The sequence below is a fragment of the Erwinia sp. JUb26 genome (genome assembly GCF_003751505.1).
Lineage (GTDB): Bacteria > Pseudomonadota > Gammaproteobacteria > Enterobacterales > Enterobacteriaceae > Erwinia.
Genome location: NZ_RJVB01000010.1, coordinates 159822 through 178647, shown reverse-complemented (window position 1 = coordinate 178647; position 18826 = coordinate 159822). Strand labels below are relative to the sequence as shown.

General features: G+C 56.4%; 16 protein-coding genes. 11 read left to right on the top strand and 5 right to left on the bottom strand.

What is annotated here, in order from left to right; genetic code table 11:
- The first annotated feature begins 103 nt into the window (after positions 1-103).
- Entirely contained in the window at positions 104-1288 is a 1185-nt protein-coding gene (locus EC836_RS22425; protein WP_123337272.1) for an MFS transporter, read from the top strand.
- 559 nt (positions 1289-1847) lie between these two features.
- Here the strand turns inward: EC836_RS22425 and leuD are convergent.
- The 5 genes from leuD to leuL form a co-directional block, all read right to left on the bottom strand.
- Entirely contained in the window at positions 1848-2453 is a 606-nt protein-coding gene (gene leuD, locus EC836_RS22420; RefSeq protein ID WP_123337270.1) for a 3-isopropylmalate dehydratase small subunit, read from the bottom strand.
- 9 nt (positions 2454-2462) lie between these two features.
- The gene (gene leuC / locus EC836_RS22415; RefSeq protein WP_199735266.1) at positions 2463-3863 is read right to left on the bottom strand and encodes a 3-isopropylmalate dehydratase large subunit; all 1401 of its coding nucleotides are present in this window, start codon (positions 3861-3863) and stop codon (positions 2463-2465) included.
- The gene (gene leuB / locus EC836_RS22410; protein ID WP_123337266.1) at positions 3863-4951 is read right to left on the bottom strand and encodes a 3-isopropylmalate dehydrogenase; all 1089 of its coding nucleotides are present in this window, start codon (positions 4949-4951) and stop codon (positions 3863-3865) included. The genes leuC and leuB overlap by 1 nt, the downstream gene beginning before the upstream one ends.
- Positions 4952-4953: 2 nt before the next feature.
- Entirely contained in the window at positions 4954-6522 is a 1569-nt protein-coding gene (gene leuA / locus EC836_RS22405; RefSeq protein ID WP_123337264.1) for a 2-isopropylmalate synthase, read from the bottom strand.
- A 94-nt stretch (positions 6523-6616) separates the two neighbouring features.
- Positions 6617-6700 carry a leu operon leader peptide gene (gene leuL, locus EC836_RS25170; protein WP_105595400.1) on the bottom strand — a complete coding sequence of 28 codons (84 nt, stop codon included), beginning with the start codon at positions 6698-6700 and terminating at the stop codon, positions 6617-6619.
- Between the two features lie 725 nt (positions 6701-7425).
- Here leuL and ilvI point away from each other — a divergent pair.
- The 10 genes from ilvI to mraY all read left to right on the top strand — a co-directional run bounded on the left by ilvI (position 7426) and on the right by mraY (position 18825).
- Positions 7426-9150 (top strand): acetolactate synthase 3 large subunit, encoded by a 1725-nt coding sequence (gene ilvI / locus EC836_RS22395; protein ID WP_123337262.1) that lies wholly within the window; start codon positions 7426-7428, stop codon positions 9148-9150.
- Between the two features lie 2 nt (positions 9151-9152).
- Positions 9153-9644: an acetolactate synthase small subunit gene (ilvN, locus tag EC836_RS22390; protein ID WP_123337260.1), complete on the top strand. Its 492-nt coding sequence runs from the start codon at positions 9153-9155 to the stop codon at positions 9642-9644.
- Positions 9645-9841: 197 nt separating this feature from the next.
- Positions 9842-10852, top strand: a complete 1011-nt coding sequence (gene cra, locus EC836_RS22385) for a catabolite repressor/activator (protein ID WP_123337258.1) — start codon at positions 9842-9844, stop codon at positions 10850-10852.
- A gap of 563 nt (positions 10853-11415) precedes the next feature.
- Positions 11416-11874, top strand: coding sequence for a division/cell wall cluster transcriptional repressor MraZ (gene mraZ / locus EC836_RS22375; protein WP_123337254.1), 459 nt, complete (start codon positions 11416-11418; stop codon positions 11872-11874).
- Between the two features lie 2 nt (positions 11875-11876).
- The gene (gene rsmH / locus EC836_RS22370; RefSeq protein WP_123337252.1) at positions 11877-12818 is read left to right on the top strand and encodes a 16S rRNA (cytosine(1402)-N(4))-methyltransferase RsmH; all 942 of its coding nucleotides are present in this window, start codon (positions 11877-11879) and stop codon (positions 12816-12818) included.
- Entirely contained in the window at positions 12815-13135 is a 321-nt protein-coding gene (gene ftsL / locus EC836_RS22365) for a cell division protein FtsL (RefSeq protein ID WP_105595345.1), read from the top strand. Before rsmH ends, ftsL begins: the two co-directional genes overlap by 4 nt.
- Before the next feature lie 15 nt (positions 13136-13150).
- On the top strand, positions 13151-14917 hold the full coding sequence (locus EC836_RS22360; RefSeq protein WP_123337250.1) for a peptidoglycan glycosyltransferase FtsI: 1767 nt from the start codon (positions 13151-13153) through the stop codon (positions 14915-14917).
- Entirely contained in the window at positions 14904-16391 is a 1488-nt protein-coding gene (gene murE, locus EC836_RS22355; protein ID WP_123337248.1) for a UDP-N-acetylmuramoyl-L-alanyl-D-glutamate--2,6-diaminopimelate ligase, read from the top strand. The genes EC836_RS22360 and murE overlap by 14 nt, the downstream gene beginning before the upstream one ends.
- Positions 16388-17749, top strand: a complete 1362-nt coding sequence (gene murF, locus EC836_RS22350) for a UDP-N-acetylmuramoyl-tripeptide--D-alanyl-D-alanine ligase (protein ID WP_123337246.1) — start codon at positions 16388-16390, stop codon at positions 17747-17749. Before murE ends, murF begins: the two co-directional genes overlap by 4 nt.
- Positions 17743-18825 carry a phospho-N-acetylmuramoyl-pentapeptide-transferase gene (gene mraY / locus EC836_RS22345; RefSeq protein ID WP_123337244.1) on the top strand — a complete coding sequence of 361 codons (1083 nt, stop codon included), beginning with the start codon at positions 17743-17745 and terminating at the stop codon, positions 18823-18825. Before murF ends, mraY begins: the two co-directional genes overlap by 7 nt.
- The last annotated feature ends 1 nt before the right edge of the window (position 18826 follow it).

Below are 18826 nucleotides of genomic sequence, written 5' to 3'. Positions count from 1 at the left end.
CTGTTCACCAGCCAGCGGGCAAAAATGTCGCTGGCTTTTTTCGTCGTTTCTCTTCTAAGCTTTTGCATTATTTCCTCCCTTTTTATGCCAGTGAGGCATTGCTATGAAATCGCTGTTGGCGCGTCATCGTTTTAATCCGGTCTATCTGGCGTTTATGGCGATTACGTTTATGGTCGGCATTGCGGGTGCGCTGCAGGCACCGACGCTGAGCCTGTTCCTTAGCCGTGAAGTTGACGTGCGGCCGTTCTGGGTCGGGCTGTTTTATACGGTGAATGCGGTGGCGGGGATTGTGGTCAGCCTGCTGCTGGCGAAGCGTTCCGATAATCGCGGCGATCGCCGTATGCTGATTCTGTTTTGCTGCGCGATTGCGGTGGGGAACGCCGTGCTGTTTGCGTTTAACCGCCACTACCTGACGCTGATTACGCTTGGCGTGCTGCTTTCCGCGATCGCCAGCGTGGCGATGCCGCAGATTTTTGCTCTGGCGCGTGAGTACGCCGACAGTTCGGCACGCGAAGCGGTCATGTTCAGCTCGGTGATGCGTGCGCAGATGTCGCTCGCGTGGGTCATCGGGCCGCCTCTCTCGTTTTCGCTGGTACTGAACTTTGGTTTCACACTGATGTTCAGTATTGCCGCGCTGCTGTTTGTGGTCTGCATTGCGATGATCTGGTTTACCCTGCCGTCGGTACCCAGAGCGCTGCCGACCACGGCCACGCCGCTGACTGAGGTTAGCGGATTAAAGAACAGCGATGTCCGGTTGTTGTTTATCGCTTCGGTGCTGATGTGGTCCTGCAACAGTATGTATATCATTGATATGCCGCTGTATATCAGCAGTACGCTGGGCCTGCCGGACTCGCTGGCGGGGTTACTGATGGGCACCGCCGCCGGGCTGGAGATCCCGGTGATGCTGCTTGCCGGGCGCTATGTCAGGCGGACCGGTAAGCGCAGGATGATGCTGCTGGCGGTTGGCTGCGGCGCGCTGTTCTACCTCGGACTGGTGCTGTTGCAGAATCGCGCGGCGCTGATGGTTTTACAGCTCTTTAACGCGGTATTTATCGGCATTATCGCCGGGATTGGGATGATCTGGTTCCAGGATTTAATGCCGGGGCGGCCTGGGGCGGCGACTACGCTGTTCACTAACAGTATTTCGACCGGGGTGATTCTGGCCGGGATTTTCCAGGGGACGGTGGCTGAAAACTTTGGCCATCACGCGGTGTATATGCTGGCGTTTGCTCTGGTGCTGGTGTCGTTTGCGCTGTCGTGGCGGATTCGGGAAGCGCGGGCGGTATAACGCGGTAGCTAGCTGCATGTTCGGCGCCCGGGCTGACCGTTAAGGGCAGATCGCCGGGTCGCCGTAAATCCTCCCTGGAGGCTTGGCTGCCGCATCCCTGCGGCAGACACCCGGCTAACCTGTCCCGTAACGTTCGGCCTTTCAGGCAGCGGTATTGCTGTTGGATGACAACGCTGTGAACTCGGCGCCCGGGCTGACCGTTAAGGGCAGATCGCCGGGTCGCCGTAAATCCTCCCTGGAGGCTTGGCTGCCGCATCCCTGCGGCAGACACCCGGCTAACCTGTCCCGTAACGTTCAGCCTTTCAGGCAATGGTGTTGCTGCGGGAAACATCGGTTTTTAACGAACAGCAACGAATTTGTTTACAGGCAATCGGTGTGGGCCGGGTTCGCAGACCGTCGGGCGCATGGACGCGCCCGTCGAGGCTACATGGACGTATTCACGCCGAGTCGGCGAACCCGGCCCACACCGATAAGCCAGGCTCTCAACAAGCAGCAACCCCAAATCCCACACCGATACGCCAGACATCAGGCTATCCGCGATCTCAAACCCAAACTGCAATCAGCGTAAAAACACCGGCTGCTTTTCTTCGTAAGCCCCGATCGCCGCATCGTGCTGTAACGTCAGGCCGATCGCATCCAGACCGTTCAGCAAACAGTGACGGCGGAAACTGTCGATCTCAAAACGATACGCCTTGCTGCCCGCCCGCACCTGCTGATTCTCCAGATCGACGGTGATCTGCATCCCCGGATCGGCGGCGACCATACGGAACAGCTCATCCACTTCGTCTTCCGCCAGCGACACCAGCAGCAGCTGATTGTTGAAGGAGTTGTTGGCAAAAATATCGGCAAAATCAGAGCCGACAATCGCCTGAATACCGTAATCGGTCAGCGCCCAGGGCGCATGCTCGCGCGATGAACCGCAGCCGAAGTTTTCGCGGGTCAGCATAATGCTGGCACCGCTGAACTCCGGCTTGTTCAGGATGAAATCCGGGTTATCAATCGTGCCTTCGGCATCGCTGTAGCGCCAGTCGAAAAACAGATTGCGGCCAAAACCGGTACGCGTCACCATCTGCAGGAACTGCTTAGGGATAATCGCATCGGTATCGACGTTGGCCAGATCCATTGGCACCGCCACGCCGGTATGTTGGGTAAATTTCTTTGCCATATTTATTCCTTACGCCAGCTCGCGGATATCTGCAAAGTGACCGGCTACTGCTGCTGCAGCGGCCATTGCGGGGCTGACCAGATGCGTGCGCCCGCCGCGGCCCTGTCGGCCTTCAAAGTTACGGTTGCTGGTGGATGCGCAACGTTCTCCAGGGCTTAAGCGATCGTTGTTCATCGCCAGACACATTGAGCAGCCCGGCAAACGCCACTCAAAACCAGCATCAATAAAGATCTTATCCAGCCCTTCCGCTTCCGCCTGCGCTTTCACCGGGCCGGAACCCGGGACTACATAACCCTGCACGCCCTCGGCAATTTTATGGCCTTTAACTACTGCCGCTGCCGCGCGCAGATCTTCAATCCGCGAGTTGGTGCAGGAGCCGATAAAGACTTTATCGATGCGCACATCGGTCAGGCGAATACCGGGTTTCAGATCCATATAGGCCAGCGCTTTTTCGGCGGAGGCGCGCTCCACCGGATCGCTGAATGAAAACGGGTCGGGAATGGGATCGCTAACGGCAATCACCTGTCCGGGATTGGTTCCCCAGGTGACCTGCGGCGCGATGTCTGCCGCTTCCAGCGTCACCACTTTATCAAAGTGCGCGCCGTCATCAGACTTCAGCGTACGCCAGTAGTCGACTGCCTGCTGCCACTGGTCATCTTTTGGCGCAAAACGGCGGCCCTTAACGTAGTTAAAGGTGGTGTCATCCGGCGCAACCAGGCCCGCTTTCGCACCCAGCTCAATCGCCATGTTGCACAGGGTCATACGACCTTCCATGCTCAGCGCCGCCACCGCCTCACCGCAGAACTCCACCACATGGCCGTTACCGCCGCCGCTGCCGGTTTTACCGATAATCGCCAGCGCGATGTCTTTGGCGGTGATCCCCGGTGCCGTTTTGCCGCGAACTTCCACCTTCATGGTTTTCGCCCGCGCCTGCTTCAGCGTCTGCGTTGCCAGCACGTGTTCCACTTCGGAGGTGCCGATACCAAACGCCAGCGCGCCCAGCGCACCGTGAGTAGATGTGTGGGAATCACCGCAGACGATAGTCATACCCGGCAGCGACAGGCCCTGTTCCGGACCCATCACGTGAACGATACCCTGAAACTGATGGCTGAGATCGAACAGCTGCACGCCAAAGGCCTCACAGTTTTTGATCAGCATCGACATCTGAATTCGCGCCATTTCACCACTGGCGTTAATATCCCGGCTCTGGGTAGAAACGTTATGGTCCATGGTGGCGAAGGTTTTTGACGGCTGGCGCACCGGGCGTCCGTGTGCGCGCAGGCCGTCAAAGGCCTGCGCTGACGTCACCTCATGAACGAGGTGACGGTCGATATAAATCAACGGTGTTTCATTGGGTGCATCGTGCACGACATGCGCATCAAACAGCTTCTCGTACAGTGTTTTCATAATTATGCTTCGCGAATAAACTGGGCAATGATGTCGCCCATTTCATCGGTGCCGATTGCCTTGCCGTTGCCGGCTAAGTCACCGGTGCGATAACCTTCTTCCAGCGCCCGGCTGATGGCCTGCTCAATGGCTTCAGCGGCATTGCCTGCATCCAGGCTGTAGCGCAGCAGTAGCGCCAGCGACAGGATTTGGGCGATCGGGTTAGCGATATTTTTACCGGCAATATCCGGCGCTGAACCCCCCGCCGGTTCAAACAGGCCAAAGCCCTGTTCGTTCAGGCTGGCTGACGGCAGCATACCCATCGAGCCGGTGATCATCGCGCACTCATCGGAAAGAATGTCGCCAAACAGGTTGGAACACAGCATCACGTCGAACTGCGACGGCGCTTTGATCAGCTGCATGGTGGCGTTGTCGATATACATATGGCTCAGCTCAACGTCCGGGTAGTCCTGAGCGACTTCGGTGACGATCTGACGCCAGAGGATCGAAGACTGCAGCACGTTGGCTTTATCGATTGAGGTCACTTTCTTGCGGCGCTTGCGCGCTGACTCGAAGGCGATACGCGCAATACGCTCGATCTCAAAGCGATGATACACCTCGGTGTCGAAGGCGCGCTCGTGCATACCGCTGCCTTCACGGCCTTTCGGCTGGCCGAAGTAGATGCCTCCGGTCAGTTCACGCACCACCAGAATATCAAACCCTTTGTCGGCAATATCGCGGCGCAGCGGGCAGAACTCTTCCAGACCCTGGTACAGGCTGGCCGGTCGCAGGTTGCTAAACAGCTTGAAGTGCTTACGCAGCGGCAGCAGCGCACCGCGCTCAGGCTGCTCGGCCGGTGGCAGATGTTCCCACTTCGGGCCACCCACGGAACCAAACAGGATCGCATCCGCCTGCTCGCAGCCTTTAACCGTGGCTTCCGGCAACGGCACGCCATGGCGGTCGATGGCGATGCCGCCAACGTCATATTCGCTGGTGGTAATGCGCAGGCCGAAGCGCTGGCGAATCGCTTCCAGGACTTTGCCTGCCTGGGCCATCACTTCGGGACCGATGCCGTCACCGGGTAATACAGCGAGATGATAGGTTCTGGACATGATTACACGGTTTCCTTTTGATCCTGTTGAGTCGATTTACGTTGCAGTTCCTGCTCGACCTGGCGGGCACGCCAGATATTGTTCAGCGCATGTACCATGGCTTTAGCGGAAGATTCGACGATATCGGTCGCCAGACCAATGCCGTGGAATTTGCGTCCATTATATTTCACCACGATGTCCACCTGGCCCAGCGCGTCTTTGCCGTGACCTTTTGCGGTCAGCTGATAGTTAATCAGCTCGGCGTCAAAATCGGTAATGCGGTTGATGGCCTGGTATACCGCATCGACCGGGCCGTTGCCCGTTGCCGCTTCGGTTTTCTGCTCTTCGCCACACAGCAGCTGCACGGTGGCGGTAGCGATCACGCTGGAACCGGACTGCACGTTGAAGGTGTCCAGCGAGAAGAACTCCGGCTCTTCCGACTGTTTGTTGATAAACGCCATGGCTTCCAGATCGTAGTCAAACACCTGGCCTTTCTTATCCGCCAGCGCTTTGAAATCTTCGTACAGCGTATCCAGATTATAATCCGATTCGCTGTAGCCCATCTCTTCCATACGGTGCTTCACGGCTGCACGACCAGAGCGTGAGGTCAGATTTAACTGTACCTGCTTCAGGCCAATAGATTCCGGGGTCAGGATCTCGTAGTTTTCACGGTTTTTCAGCACGCCGTCCTGGTGGATACCGGAGGAGTGAGCGAAGGCATTGGAACCGATTACCGCTTTATGCGCCGGGATGGGCATGTTGCAAATCTGGCTGACGGTCTGGCAGGTGCGATAGATTTCCTGGTGGTTAATGCGGGTATGCACGTTCATCAACTGGCCGCGGGTTTTAATCGCCATGATGGTCTCTTCCAGCGCGCAGTTACCGGCACGTTCGCCTAAACCGTTCATTGCGCCTTCAATCTGGCGCGCGCCGGCATTGACGGCGGCCAGCGCGTTGCCGACGGCCATGCCCAAATCGTCATGGGTGTGTACGGACAGGATCGCTTTGTCGATATTCGGCACGCGCTCGCGCAGCTGGGTGAAGATGTTGGCGTATTCGTAAGGCAGGGTATAACCGACGGTGTCCGGGATGTTGATGGTGGTGGCTCCGGCGTTAATCGCGGCTTCCACCACACGGCACAAATCGTCGATTGGCGTACGTCCGCCGTCTTCGCAGGAGAACTCAACATCATCGGTATAGTTACGCGCACGCTTAACCATCTTCACCGCGCGCTCAATCACTTCCGGCAGGGTGCTGCGCAGTTTCGTGGCGATGTGCATAGGCGAGGTCGCCAGGAAGGTGTGAATACGATAGGCCTCTGCCACGCGCAGCGCTTCGTAGGCTGCGTCGATATCTTTTTCCACACAGCGTGCCAGACCACACACGCGGCTGTTCTTGATCTGACGGGCAATCGTCTGGACGGATTCAAAATCACCGGGTGAAGAAACCGGGAAGCCGACCTCCATCACATCCACGCCCATACGCTCCAGTGCCAGGGCAATTTGCAGTTTTTCTTTCACACTCAGGCTGGCCTGTAATGCCTGCTCACCATCGCGCAGAGTGGTATCGAAAATAATGACTTGTTGGCTCATGGGTTAATTCCTTGTCTTGATTACGTCGGGCCTGGCCGCGAGCATAAAAAAACCCGCGCATTGGCGCGGGTTTCTTAGGTCTTGCAGGCCTGAATCAGTGATTGATTCCGCCCACTCGTCTACCGCGCAACGAAGATGCGTTTAGTAGTAGACCGAGTAGGCGGATGGAACGAATCATTGACTCAAACCTCATAAATTCAAAGTGACATTATTGATACCTGATAAGGGGGCGGGCTGTCAACTTTCTCGTTGGGGTTATTCGCGCGCGCCGCACGGCGGCCTAAGGAAAATATTCTGGCGGCTGGCAGCACGTCAGAAGAATAGCCAGCTGAAAGACACTTTCAACCGTGAAATGACGGGGTTAGCGATGGTTTACTGCGTTATTTTAATTTTTATGATTTTGATTTATAAGATGTTTGTTTGTTTTTGTTGGACGTGCGGGCACGATGAAGGTTTCGATTTTTTTGGATTAAAATATTATCTTTAGTTTAAAACTTAGTAGATATAACTAAAAAAACCGAACAGTCAGTGCGGCCCTCCGTGTTTTTTATCCTACCCCGATTTAATAACAAAACGATCGCGCTGATAATTAACTTAACCGCAGTACATTCCGCTTTTATAACGCTTTATGTTCAGTGTTATTGTCGATAGCAGAGGCCAGGGGGCAGAGCCTTAATCATCCCTTTCCGCACCCTGTGTGTGGTTTGTCGTTTGCCTGCCAGGTTTTCTACGGTTATGGTAATCGGCATAACCTCAAACCAAAAAAATGACCGGGGCTCTGCCCTGTACCTGGATTTTGGAAATGACTTCCAATTTTCTAAGCATAAAACACGGGTGTTGAACCTATCCGGCAGAGAGCTTACCTGCTGGATAACTCTGTACCTTGAAAGCCTGGAGGCAAAGATGGAGATGTTGTCAGGAGCCGAGATGGTGGTCCGATCGTTAATCGATCAGGGCGTAAAACATGTATTCGGCTACCCCGGAGGAGCGGTCCTTGATATTTATGACGCTCTGCAAACCGTTGGTGGTGTTGACCATATCCTGGTCCGCCACGAGCAGGGCGCAGTGCATATGGCGGATGGTTATGCGCGCGCAACCGGCGATGTCGGTGTGGTGCTGGTCACCTCCGGTCCCGGCGCAACCAACGCGATTACCGGTATCGCGACGGCCTATATGGATTCCATTCCTATGGTCGTCCTTTCCGGCCAGGTGATGTCCTCGCTGATTGGCTACGATGCCTTCCAGGAGTGCGACATGGTGGGGATTTCGCGTCCTGTCGTGAAGCACAGCTTTATGGTGAAAAGCGTCGAAGAGATCCCGACCATCATGAAGAAGGCGTTCTGGCTGGCGGCGAGCGGTCGTCCGGGCCCGGTCGTTGTCGATCTGCCAAAAGATATGATGAACCCGGCGAATAAACTGCCTTATGTCTGGCCGGAAGAGGTCAGCATGCGTTCTTATAACCCGACAACTCAGGGTCATAAAGGGCAGATTAAACGCGCGCTGCAAACGCTGTTAGCGGCGAAGCAGCCGGTAATTTACGCGGGTGGTGGCGTGATTAACGCCGCCTGTCATGATGAGCTGCGTCAGCTGGCGGAAAAACTTAATGTGCCGGTGACGACGTCGCTGATGGGACTCGGTGCCTTCCCGGGCACGCATCGTCAGTGCGTGGGCATGCTGGGCATGCACGGCACCTACGAAGCGAACATGACCATGCACCATTCCGACGTGATCTTTGCCGTCGGCGTGCGCTTCGATGACCGTACCACCAATAACCTGGCGAAATACTGCCCGAATGCCACCGTGCTGCACATTGATATCGATCCGACTTCAATTTCCAAAACCGTGGCGGCGGACGTGCCGATTGTGGGCGATGCGAAACTGGTCCTGCAGCAGATGCTGGAACTGCTGGCGCAAAGCGACGCGCAGCAGAACTATGACAGCCTGCGCGACTGGTGGCAGCAGGTTGAACAGTGGCGTGCGCGTCACTGTCTCGAATTCGATCGCACCAGCGATAAAATCAAGCCGCAGGCGGTTATCGAAACTATTTGTCGCCTGACGAAAGGCGATGCTTACGTCACCTCCGACGTGGGCCAGCATCAGATGTTCGCTGCGCTTTACTACCAGTTCGACAAACCGCGTCGCTGGATCAACTCAGGCGGTCTGGGCACGATGGGCTTCGGCCTGCCTGCCGCGCTGGGCGTGAAGCTCGCGCTGCCGCAGGAAACCGTGGTGTGTGTGACCGGTGACGGCAGCATCCAGATGAACATTCAGGAGCTGTCAACCGCGTTACAGTACGGCATTCCGGTGCTGGTGCTGAACCTTAACAACCGTTTCCTCGGCATGGTGAAACAGTGGCAGGATATGATTTATTCTGGCCGCCACTCACAGTCATACATGGAATCGCTACCTGATTTCGTCCGTCTGGCGGAAGCTTACGGCCACGTGGGCATCTCCATCAACCGTCCGGAAGAGCTGGAGTCGAAGCTGGCCGAGGCGCTGGAGCAGGTGCGCAATGAGCGTCTGGTGTTTGTGGATGTGAATGTGGATGGCACCGAGCACGTCTACCCGATGCATATTCGCGGTGGCGCTATGGATGAAATGTGGCTGAGCAAAACGGAGAGGACATAATTATGCGTCGTGTATTATCGGTTCTGCTGGAAAACGAATCCGGCGCATTGTCCCGCGTGGTGGGTCTGTTTTCCCAGCGCGGCTACAACATTGAAAGCCTGACCGTTGCCCCTACGGACGATCCAACCCTTTCTCGTATGACGATCCAAACCGTCGGCGACCAAAAAGTGCTGGAGCAGATTGAGAAGCAGCTGCACAAACTGGTGGATGTACTGCGCGTCAGCGAGCTGGGTCAGGGCGCGTTTGTTGAGCGCGAGATCATGCTGGTGAAAATCCAGGCGACCGGCTACGGCCGCGAAGAGGTTAAACGCAGCGCGGAAATATTCCGTGGCCAAATCGTGGATGTGACACCTTCGCTTTACACGGTTCAGCTTGCCGGCACCAGCGATAAGCTCGACGCCTTCCTCAGCACCGTACGCGAAGTTGCGGAAATTGTTGAAGTTGCGCGTTCAGGTATCGTTGGCGTGGCACGCGGCGAGCGCATCATGCGCTAGTCGTCGCTGATGATTTTACAGACAGTCTGCTAACCCGGCGTAATGCCGGGTTTTTTTATTTTTTGTTCAATTCCCCCCGCCGCTGATGAAAAGCTGTTGCCCACTAAACTATTCTGCGGTTAGATGTTATAAACGACTTATCCATAGATGTACTGTGGCTATTGGCCGCAGATACGCGACAGAAGTGTGGGGTTATTGTGAAACTGGATGAAATTGCGCGCCTGGCCGGTGTATCACGCACGACAGCAAGCTATGTCATCAACGGCAAAGCAAAGCAGTATCGTGTCAGCGATAAAACCGTTGAGAAGGTGATGGCGGTGGTGCGTGAGCATAATTACCATCCGAATGCGGTGGCGGCGGGGCTTCGAGCCGGTCGTACCCGATCAATAGGACTGGTTATTCCTGATTTGGAGAATACCAGCTATACCCGAATAGCGAATTACCTGGAACGCCAGGCGCGTCAGCGCGGCTACCAGCTGCTGATTGCCTGTTCTGAAGACCAGCCCGATAACGAGATGCGCTGCGTTGAGCACCTGCTTCAGCGGCAGGTTGACGCGATTATAGTCTCCACGTCGCTGCCGCCGGAGCATCCGTTCTATCAGCGCTGGATCAACGATCCGTTACCGATTATTGCCCTGGACCGCGCCCTGGACCGCGAGCACTTTACCAGCGTGGTAGGTGCCGACCAGGATGATGCCCAGGCGCTGGCGGCGGAACTGCGCAAGCTGCCTGTTAACTCGGTGTTGTTCCTCGGTGCATTGCCGGAGCTGTCGGTTAGCTTCCTGCGAGAGCTGGGATTCCGCGATGCGTGGAAGGGCGATGAACGACAGATTGACTACGTTTATGCCAACAGTTTTGAACGTCACGCCGCCGCGGCGCTGTTTGAAAAGTACCTCGAAACGCACGACATGCCGGAGGCGCTGTTCACCACCTCCTTCGGTCTGTTGCAGGGGGTGATGGACGTGACGCTGAAATCTGAAGGGCGGCTGCCGCAGGATCTGGCGATCGCCACATTCGGTGACCACGAACTGCTCGATTTCCTGGAATGCCCGGTACTGGCCGTGGGCCAGCGGCATCGTGACGTTGCGGAGCGGGTTCTGGAACTGGTATTAGCCAGCCTTGATGAGCCGCGTAAACCGAAACCCGGACTGACGCGTATTCGGCGTAATCTTTATCGCCGTGGGCGCTTAAATCGTAAAACTCTCTAACTATTCAGATTGGATAAGGCAGCCCCGGCTGCCTTTTTCATATCCCTGCATTTACTCTGCGTTACTCTGTTTACATGTCACATTCGCTGGCAAAAATTATCTTGTATTTGAGATTCATCTTATAGGTATTGAGTAAATATAAGTAAAAGGGCCTAAAAATGTTGCGCCGCTGATTATATAAGCTAGCGAATAATAATAACCCTGTGAACCTGTCGCGTTAAGAGTCCCTGTATCGCCGCATCGTGCTGGGAAAACCCTCGGAAATGCCCTAAAATGCAGCCCGCGTCGCAAAGCTGAGCACTTATTTTCTTTGACCTTAAAGTGGTATATTTTTGAGCAATTGAACGGTCCGAGCCAATTTCCTGCCACTATTCATTAGTTTATTCTCTGCATATCTCTTCAGGTAGTTTGTTTTTAAGTTCTCCGCTTTTTATTCCTCCAAGAAATAATGCCTTTCTGCCATGACTGCGGCTTGACAATGTTTTCCTTCGCTCCGTAAACTCTTTTAGTGGGAATTTGTGGTGTAAAGTGGTGTTTTGGGGAATCTGGAGGGGCAGACTGGCATGTTCCGCGGGGCAACGTTGGTTAATCTCGACAGCAAAGGGCGGCTTGCCGTACCAACGCGATATCGCGATACGCTGATCGAAGAGTCTCAGGGGCAAATGGTTTGTACCATTGACCTCCACCAGCCATGCCTGCTGCTTTACACGCTGCCCGAATGGGAAATTATCGAACAAAAGCTGTCTCGGTTATCCAGTATGATCCCGGCAGAGCGGCGCGTGCAGCGCCTGTTGTTGGGGCATGCCAGTGAATGCCAGATGGACAGTGCAGGCCGTTTACTGTTGGCGAATACCCTTCGTCAGCATGCGGCACTGACTAAAGAAGTGATGCTGGTTGGACAGTTCAACAAGTTTGAGCTGTGGGATGAACAGACCTGGTATCAACAAGTCAAGGAAGATATAGACGCAGAGCATGCCTCTCAGGAGCCTTTGTCTGAGCGGTTGCAGGATTTGTCGTTATAGCTATGCAGGATACTTTTAATCACACCACGGTGCTGTTGGATGAGGCGGTTAACGGCCTCAATATTAAATCTGACGGCATCTACATTGATGGCACCTTCGGGCGCGGCGGGCACTCACGCCTGATCCTCTCCCATCTGGGTGAGCAGGGACGTTTGTATGCCATCGACCGCGATCCGCAAGCTATTGCAGCCGCTGCTGAGATTACCGATCCGCGTTTCAGCATTATTCATGGTCCATTTTCAGCGCTGGCGGAGTACATGGCCGAGCGCGGTCTGAGCGGTAAGATCGATGGGATTTTACTCGATCTTGGCGTGTCGTCCCCGCAGCTGGATGATGCGGAGCGCGGTTTTTCGTTTATGCGTGACGGGCCGCTGGATATGCGTATGGACCCAACGCGCGGTCAGTCAGCGGCAGAATGGCTGCTGCAGGCTGACGAGAGCGATATCGCCTTCGTGCTGAAGACCTTTGGTGAAGAGCGCTTTGCCAAACGCATCGCCCGGGCGATTGTTGAACGTAACCGCCTTGAACCGATGACCCGAACCAAAGAGCTGGCCGATGTGATTTATGCCGCCACGCCGGTGAAAGACAAATTCAAACATCCGGCAACGCGCAGTTTCCAGGCCATCCGTATCTGGGTTAACAGCGAGCTGGAAGAGATTGAACAGGCGCTGAAAGGGGCGCTCAGCGCGCTGGCACCGGGCGGTCGTCTGTCGATTATCAGCTTCCATTCGCTGGAAGATCGTATCGTGAAGCGCTTTATGCGCGAGCAGAGTCGCGGACCTCAGGTGCCACACGGCCTGCCAATGACCGAAGCGCAGCTCAGCAGCCTTGGCGGACGTCAGTTGAAGGCGCTGGGGAAAATGATGCCGGGTGACGCGGAAACCGCTGAAAACCCACGCGCGCGCAGTTCCGTTCTGCGTATTGCGGAGAGAACAGCGTCATGATCGGCAATGAGCGCCACAGTTTACCCGGCGTTATCGGCGGTGACCTGTTACGCCACGGTAAGATCCCGCTGATCCTGCTGATTTCGGTGCTGGTTTCATCGGTTCTGGTCGTCACGACCGCACACAAAACGCGTCTGCTGACCGCTCAGCGCGAGCAGCTGGTGCTGGAGCGTGACGCGCTGGATATTGAATGGCGCAACCTGATCCTTGAAGAGAATGCGCTGGGCGATCACAGTCGTGTGGAGCGGATAGCAACAGAGAAACTTCAACTGCAGCACGTTGATCCTTCTCAAGAAAACATTGTGGTACAGCAATAAGGAAACACGGACTCAATGAGAGCCGCAGGCAAAACGCAGAAACTGAAACGCACGGAAGATAAGGCCAGCTTCGTTAGCTGGCGTTTTGCGTTGCTGTGCGGCGGTATTTTCCTGGCGTTAGTCGGACTGCTGCTGCGTGTTGCCTATCTGCAGGTGATCAATCCTGACCGGCTGGTGCGTGAAGGGGATATGCGTTCCTTGCGCGTGCAGGCGATCCCCACCTCCCGTGGCATGATCAGCGATCGCGCCGGCCGCCCACTGGCGGTGAGCGTGCCGGTTAATGCGATCTGGGCCGATCCGAAAGAACTGCACGACAAGGGCGGCATCACCCTCGACAGCCGCTGGAAAGCGCTTTCCGATGCGTTATCCATTCCTCTTGACCAGATGGCCACACGCGTTAACGCCAATCCTAACGGGCGCTTTGTTTATCTGGCGCGCCAGGTGAATCCGGCGATTGGCGACTACATCAAAAAACTCAAGCTGCCGGGTATTTATCTGCGCGAAGAATCCCGCCGTTACTACCCGGCAGGGCAGGTGACCTCCCATCTGATTGGCTTTACCAACATTGATGGCCAGGGCATTGAGGGCGTTGAAAAAAGCTTTGATAAGTGGCTGACCGGCCAGCCCGGTGAGCGAACGGTGCGTAAAGATCGTAAGGGCCGGGTGATTGAGGATATTTCCTCTGTGGACAGTCAGGCGGCCCATAATCTGGCGCTGAGTATTGACGAACGTCTTCAGGCACTTGTGTACCGCGAGCTGAACAACGCGGTGGCGTTTAACAAGGCCGAATCGGGTACGGCGGTACTGGTCGATGTGAACACCGGTGAAGTGCTGGCGATGGCCAACAGCCCGGCGTACAACCCGAATAATCTTGCCGGTACGACCAAAGATGTGATGCGTAACCGGGCGATTACCGACATCTTCGAACCGGGCTCCACCGTGAAACCGATGGTGGTGATGACCGCGCTGCAGCGTGGCGTGGTGCGCGAAAACAGCGTACTGAATACCATACCTTATCGAATTAACGGCCACGAAATCAAAGATGTGGCGCGTTACAGTGAACTCACCCTGACCGGGGTGCTCCAGAAATCGTCTAACGTCGGGGTTTCTCGCCTGGCGCTGGCGATGCCATCCAATGCGCTGGTAGACACTTACGCGCGCTTTGGTTTTGGCAAAGCGACCAATTTGGGGTTGGTCGGAGAAAGCAGTGGCTTATATCCTCAAAAACAACGGTGGTCTGACATAGAGAGGGCCACCTTCTCTTACGGCTATGGGCTAATGGTAACGCCGTTACAGTTAGCGCGAGTCTATGCAACCATCGGCAGCTATGGCGTATATCGCCCGCTGTCGATCACCAAAGTTGACCCGCCAGTCGCGGGTCAACGCGTCTTCCCTGAAGCGACCGTGCGCACCGTGGTGCATATGATGGAGAGCGTGGCTCTGCCGGGCGGCGGCGGGGTGAAGGCGGCCATCAAAGGCTATCGTATTGCGATTAAAACCGGTACGGCGAAAAAAGTCGGCCCGGATGGCAAATACGTCAATAAATACATTGCTTATACCGCTGGTGTTGCACCGGCAAGCAACCCTCGTTTTGCGCTGGTGGTGGTGATTAACGATCCGCAGGCCGGCAAATATTACGGTGGTGCGGTTTCTGCACCGGTATTTGGCGCGATTATGGGTGGCGTACTGCGCACCATGAACGTTGAGCCGGATGCGCTGCCGACCAGTGACAAAAGCGAGATGGTAACTAATAAGAGTGAGGGATCGCGTGACCGATCGTAATCTGCACGACTTACTGGCGCCCTGGGTTGCTGGTTTGCCTGCGCGCACGCTGAATGAAATGACACTGGATAGCCGCGTCGCGGCTTCCGGCGATCTCTTTGTTGCGATTAAAGGACATGCGGCAGATGGCCGTCGTTTTATCCCCCAGGCGATTGCCCAGGGTGTGGCGGCGGTGATTGCTGACGCGGATGGTGAAGCGGAAGACGGCAGCGTAGTGGAAATGCACGGCGTGCCGGTAATTTACCTGTCGCAGCTTTCCCAGCGCCTGTCCGCGCTGGCCGGGCGCTTCTATCAGCAGCCCGGTGAGAAACTGAAGCTTATCGGCGTAACCGGGACCAACGGTAAAACCACCACCACCCAGCTGCTGGCACAGTGGGCACAGCTGCTGGGCGAAACCGGTGCGGTGATGGGGACCGTCGGTAACGGCCTTTACGGCCAACTGGCCGCCGCTGAAAACACCACGGGTTCGGCGGTTGACGTTCAGCATCAGCTGGCGTCGCTGCTGGAAAAAGGCGCGACGCTGGCGGCTATGGAAATTTCTTCTCACGGTCTGGTGCAGCACCGCGTTGCCGCACTGCCGTTTGCCGCAGCGGCATTTACCAACCTCAGTCGCGATCACCTCGACTATCACGGAGATATGGCGCGCTACGAAGCGGCAAAATGGCTGCTTTTCTCCGAGCATCAGGTTGGTCAGGCGATCATCAACGCTGACGATGAAGTTGGCCGCCGCTGGCTGCAGCAGCTTCCCGACGCCGTTGCCGTGACCATGGAAAACAATCTGCAGTCTGACTGCCACGGGCGCTGGCTAAAAGCGACCGACGTGAACTATCACGACGGCGGCGCGAGCGTGAAGTTTGCCTCCAGCTGGGGCAACGGTGAGTTTGAAAGCCGCCTGATGGGCGCCTTTAACGTCAGCAACCTGCTGGTGGCGCTGGCAACGCTGCTGTCGCTGGATTATCCGCTGGCTGTGCTGACCGCAACGGCAAACCAACTGCTGCCGGTGACCGGACGTATGGAAGTGTTTACCGCGCCGGGCAAACCGACGGTGGTGGTGGATTACGCCCACACCCCGGATGCGCTGGAAAAAGCGCTGGCTGCGGCGCGCCTGCACTGTAAAGGCAAACTGTGGTGCGTGTTCGGCTGCGGCGGCGACCGCGATAAAGGCAAGCGTCCGCTGATGGGAGCCATTGCTGAGCAGTTTGCCGATGTGGTGGTGATTACCGACGACAACCCGCGCAGTGAAGATCCGGCGGCGATTGTGGCCGATGTACTGACCGGCCTGCTGGATCCGAGCCGTGCCCGCGTTGTTCTCGGGCGTGCGCAAGCGGTCACTAACGCCGTAATGCAGGCGCAGGAAGGCGATATCGTGCTGGTGGCGGGGAAAGGCCATGAAGATTATCAAATCATTGGTCAGCAGCGCTTTGATTATTCCGACCGGGTCACCGTCGCGCGTCTGCTGGGGGTGGTGGCATGATCGCCTTTACCCTGAAACAGCTGGCGGACATCACCGGTGGAACGCTGTTCGGTAACGATGCCACCATCGATGCCGTCACCACCGACACCCGTAAGATTACCGCCGGTTGCCTGTTCATTGCCCTGAAGGGTGAGCGCTTCGACGCGCATGACTTCGCGGAGGAGGCAGTTAAAGTCGGTTCTTCGGCACTGTTGGTGAGTAAGCGCTTACCAGTAGAAGTCGCCCAGGTGGTGGTTGAAGACACGCGTATCGCGCTTGGCCGCATTGCTGGCTGGGTGCGCCAGCAGTCTTCGGCCCGCGTAGTGGCGCTGACCGGCTCCTCCGGTAAAACTTCCGTGAAAGAGATGACCGCCGCGATCCTGCGCGCGTGTGGTGAAACGCTGTACACCGCAGGCAATTTGAATAATGACATCGGCGTGCCGCTGACGCTGCTGCGCCTGACGGCGGAACATCAGTATGCGGTCATTGAACTGGGCGCAAACCACCAGGGTGAGATCGCTTACACCACCGAATTAACCCGCCCGGAAGCGGCGCTGGTCAATAATCTGGCGGCGGCGCATCTGGAAGGCTTTGGCTCCCTGGCCGGGGTAGCGAAAGCCAAAGGCGAAATCTTTAACGGGCTGCCGCTGCACGGCACCGCCATTATCAATAGTGACAGTAACGACTGGCCGCACTGGCAGGCATCGCTTCAGGGCAAAACCGTCTGGCGCTTTTCGCCGGAGCCGCAGGCCGACAGCGACTTCTATGCCAGCAACATCAGCTTCAGCACCCGTGGAACGCTCTTCGTGCTGCATACGCCGCAGGGCGAGATTGATATCACCCTGCCGCTGCCGGGCCGCCACAATATTGCCAATGCGCTGGCCGCCTCGGCACTTGCGTTGTCGGTAGGCGCACCGCTCAGTGCCATCCGTCAGGGGCTGAGTTCGCTGCAGGCCGTTCCGGGCCGCCTGTTCCCCATTGTGCTTGATGAGGATCGGCTGCTGCTGGACGACAGCTACAACGCCAACGTCGGATCCATGACCGCGGCCGCACAGGTGCTGGGTGAAATGCCGGGCTACCGCGTGATGATCGTCGGTGATATGGGCGAACTGGGGGCGGAAGCCGCCGAATGCCATCGTCAGGTCGGTGAAGCGATTCGCATGGCCGGGATCGATAAAGTATTAAGTACAGGCAACCTCAGCCATGACATCAGCGATGCCAGCGGCGTAGGGGAGCATTTTAGTGATAAGGCATTACTTAGCGCTCGCGCGCTGGCGCTGCTTTCTGAACATCAAAAGATAACCGTATTAGTCAAAGGATCGCGTAGTTCTGCAATGGAGCAGGTCGTACGCGCCTTACAGGAGAAAAGCGCATGTTAGTCTGGCTGGCCGAGCATTTGGTCTCTTTATATTCTGGCTTTAACGTCTTTTCGTATCTGACGTTTCGCGCCATTGTCAGCCTGCTGACCGCGCTGTTTATCTCGCTGTGGATGGGTCCCCGGATGATTGCCCGTCTGCAGGAAATGTCATTTGGCCAGGTGGTGCGTAACGATGGCCCGGAGTCGCACTTCAGCAAGCGCGGCACGCCGACCATGGGCGGGATTATGATCCTGACCTCGATCACCATTTCCGTTCTGCTATGGGCGTATCCTTCGAACCCGTACGTCTGGTGCGTGCTGTTTGTGCTGGTAGGCTACGGCGCCGTTGGTTTCGTCGATGATTACCGCAAGGTGGTGCGTAAAGACACTAAGGGCCTGATCGCCCGCTGGAAGTACTTCTGGCAGTCGGTTATTGCCCTGGCCGTGGCCTTTGCGATGTATGCGATTGGTAAAGACACGCCTGCGACTCAGCTGGTGGTGCCGTTCTTTAAAGACGTGATGCCACAGCTGGGCCTGCTCTATCTGCTGCTGACCTACTTCGTCATCGTCGGCACCAGCAACGCCGTCAACCTGACCGATGGTCTGGACGGGCTGGCGATTATGCCAACGGTGTTTGTTGCCGCAGGCTTTGCCCTGGTCGCATGGGCCACCGGTAACGTGAAATTTGCTGAATATCTGCATATTCCTTATCTGCGCCACGCCGGTGAGCTGGTGGTTGTCTGTACCGCTATTGTCGGTGCCGGTCTTGGCTTCCTGTGGTTTAACACCTATCCGGCCCAGGTCTTCATGGGCGATGTCGGTTCTCTGGCCCTCGGTGGTGCGCTCGGTACAATCGCCGTACTGCTGCGTCAGGAGTTCCTGCTGGTGATTATGGGCGGCGTGTTCGTGGTCGAAACCCTGTCCGTTATCCTGCAGGTCGGCTCGTTTAAATTACGCGGCCAGCGTATTTTCCGCATGGCGCCGATTCATCACCACTACGAACTGAAAGGCTGGCCGGAACCACGCGTGATCGTGCGCTTCTGGATTATTTCACTGATGCTGGTGCTGATTGGCCTGGCAACGCTGAAGGTACGTTAAT

Bases quoted from the DNA above. Each gene is read 5' to 3' on its own strand.
- EC836_RS22360 (WP_123337250.1), top strand. From the start codon at position 13,151: ATGAGAGCCGCAGGCAAAACGCAGAAACTGAAACGCACGGAAGATAAG.
- ilvI (WP_123337262.1), top strand. From the start codon at position 7,426: ATGGAGATGTTGTCAGGAGCCGAGATGGTGGTCCGATCGTTAATCGAT.
- ftsL (WP_105595345.1), top strand. From the start codon at position 12,815: ATGATCGGCAATGAGCGCCACAGTTTACCCGGCGTTATCGGCGGTGAC.
- mraZ (WP_123337254.1), top strand. From the start codon at position 11,416: ATGTTCCGCGGGGCAACGTTGGTTAATCTCGACAGCAAAGGGCGGCTT.
- leuB (WP_123337266.1), bottom strand. From the start codon at position 4,951: ATGTCCAGAACCTATCATCTCGCTGTATTACCCGGTGACGGCATCGGT.
- leuL (WP_105595400.1), bottom strand. From the start codon at position 6,700: ATGATTCGTTCCATCCGCCTACTCGGTCTACTACTAAACGCATCTTCG.
- leuA (WP_123337264.1), bottom strand. From the start codon at position 6,522: ATGAGCCAACAAGTCATTATTTTCGATACCACTCTGCGCGATGGTGAG.
- ilvN (WP_123337260.1), top strand. From the start codon at position 9,153: ATGCGTCGTGTATTATCGGTTCTGCTGGAAAACGAATCCGGCGCATTG.
- rsmH (WP_123337252.1), top strand. From the start codon at position 11,877: ATGCAGGATACTTTTAATCACACCACGGTGCTGTTGGATGAGGCGGTT.
- murF (WP_123337246.1), top strand. From the start codon at position 16,388: ATGATCGCCTTTACCCTGAAACAGCTGGCGGACATCACCGGTGGAACG.
- mraY (WP_123337244.1), top strand. From the start codon at position 17,743: ATGTTAGTCTGGCTGGCCGAGCATTTGGTCTCTTTATATTCTGGCTTT.
- leuD (WP_123337270.1), bottom strand. From the start codon at position 2,453: ATGGCAAAGAAATTTACCCAACATACCGGCGTGGCGGTGCCAATGGAT.
- EC836_RS22425 (WP_123337272.1), top strand. From the start codon at position 104: ATGAAATCGCTGTTGGCGCGTCATCGTTTTAATCCGGTCTATCTGGCG.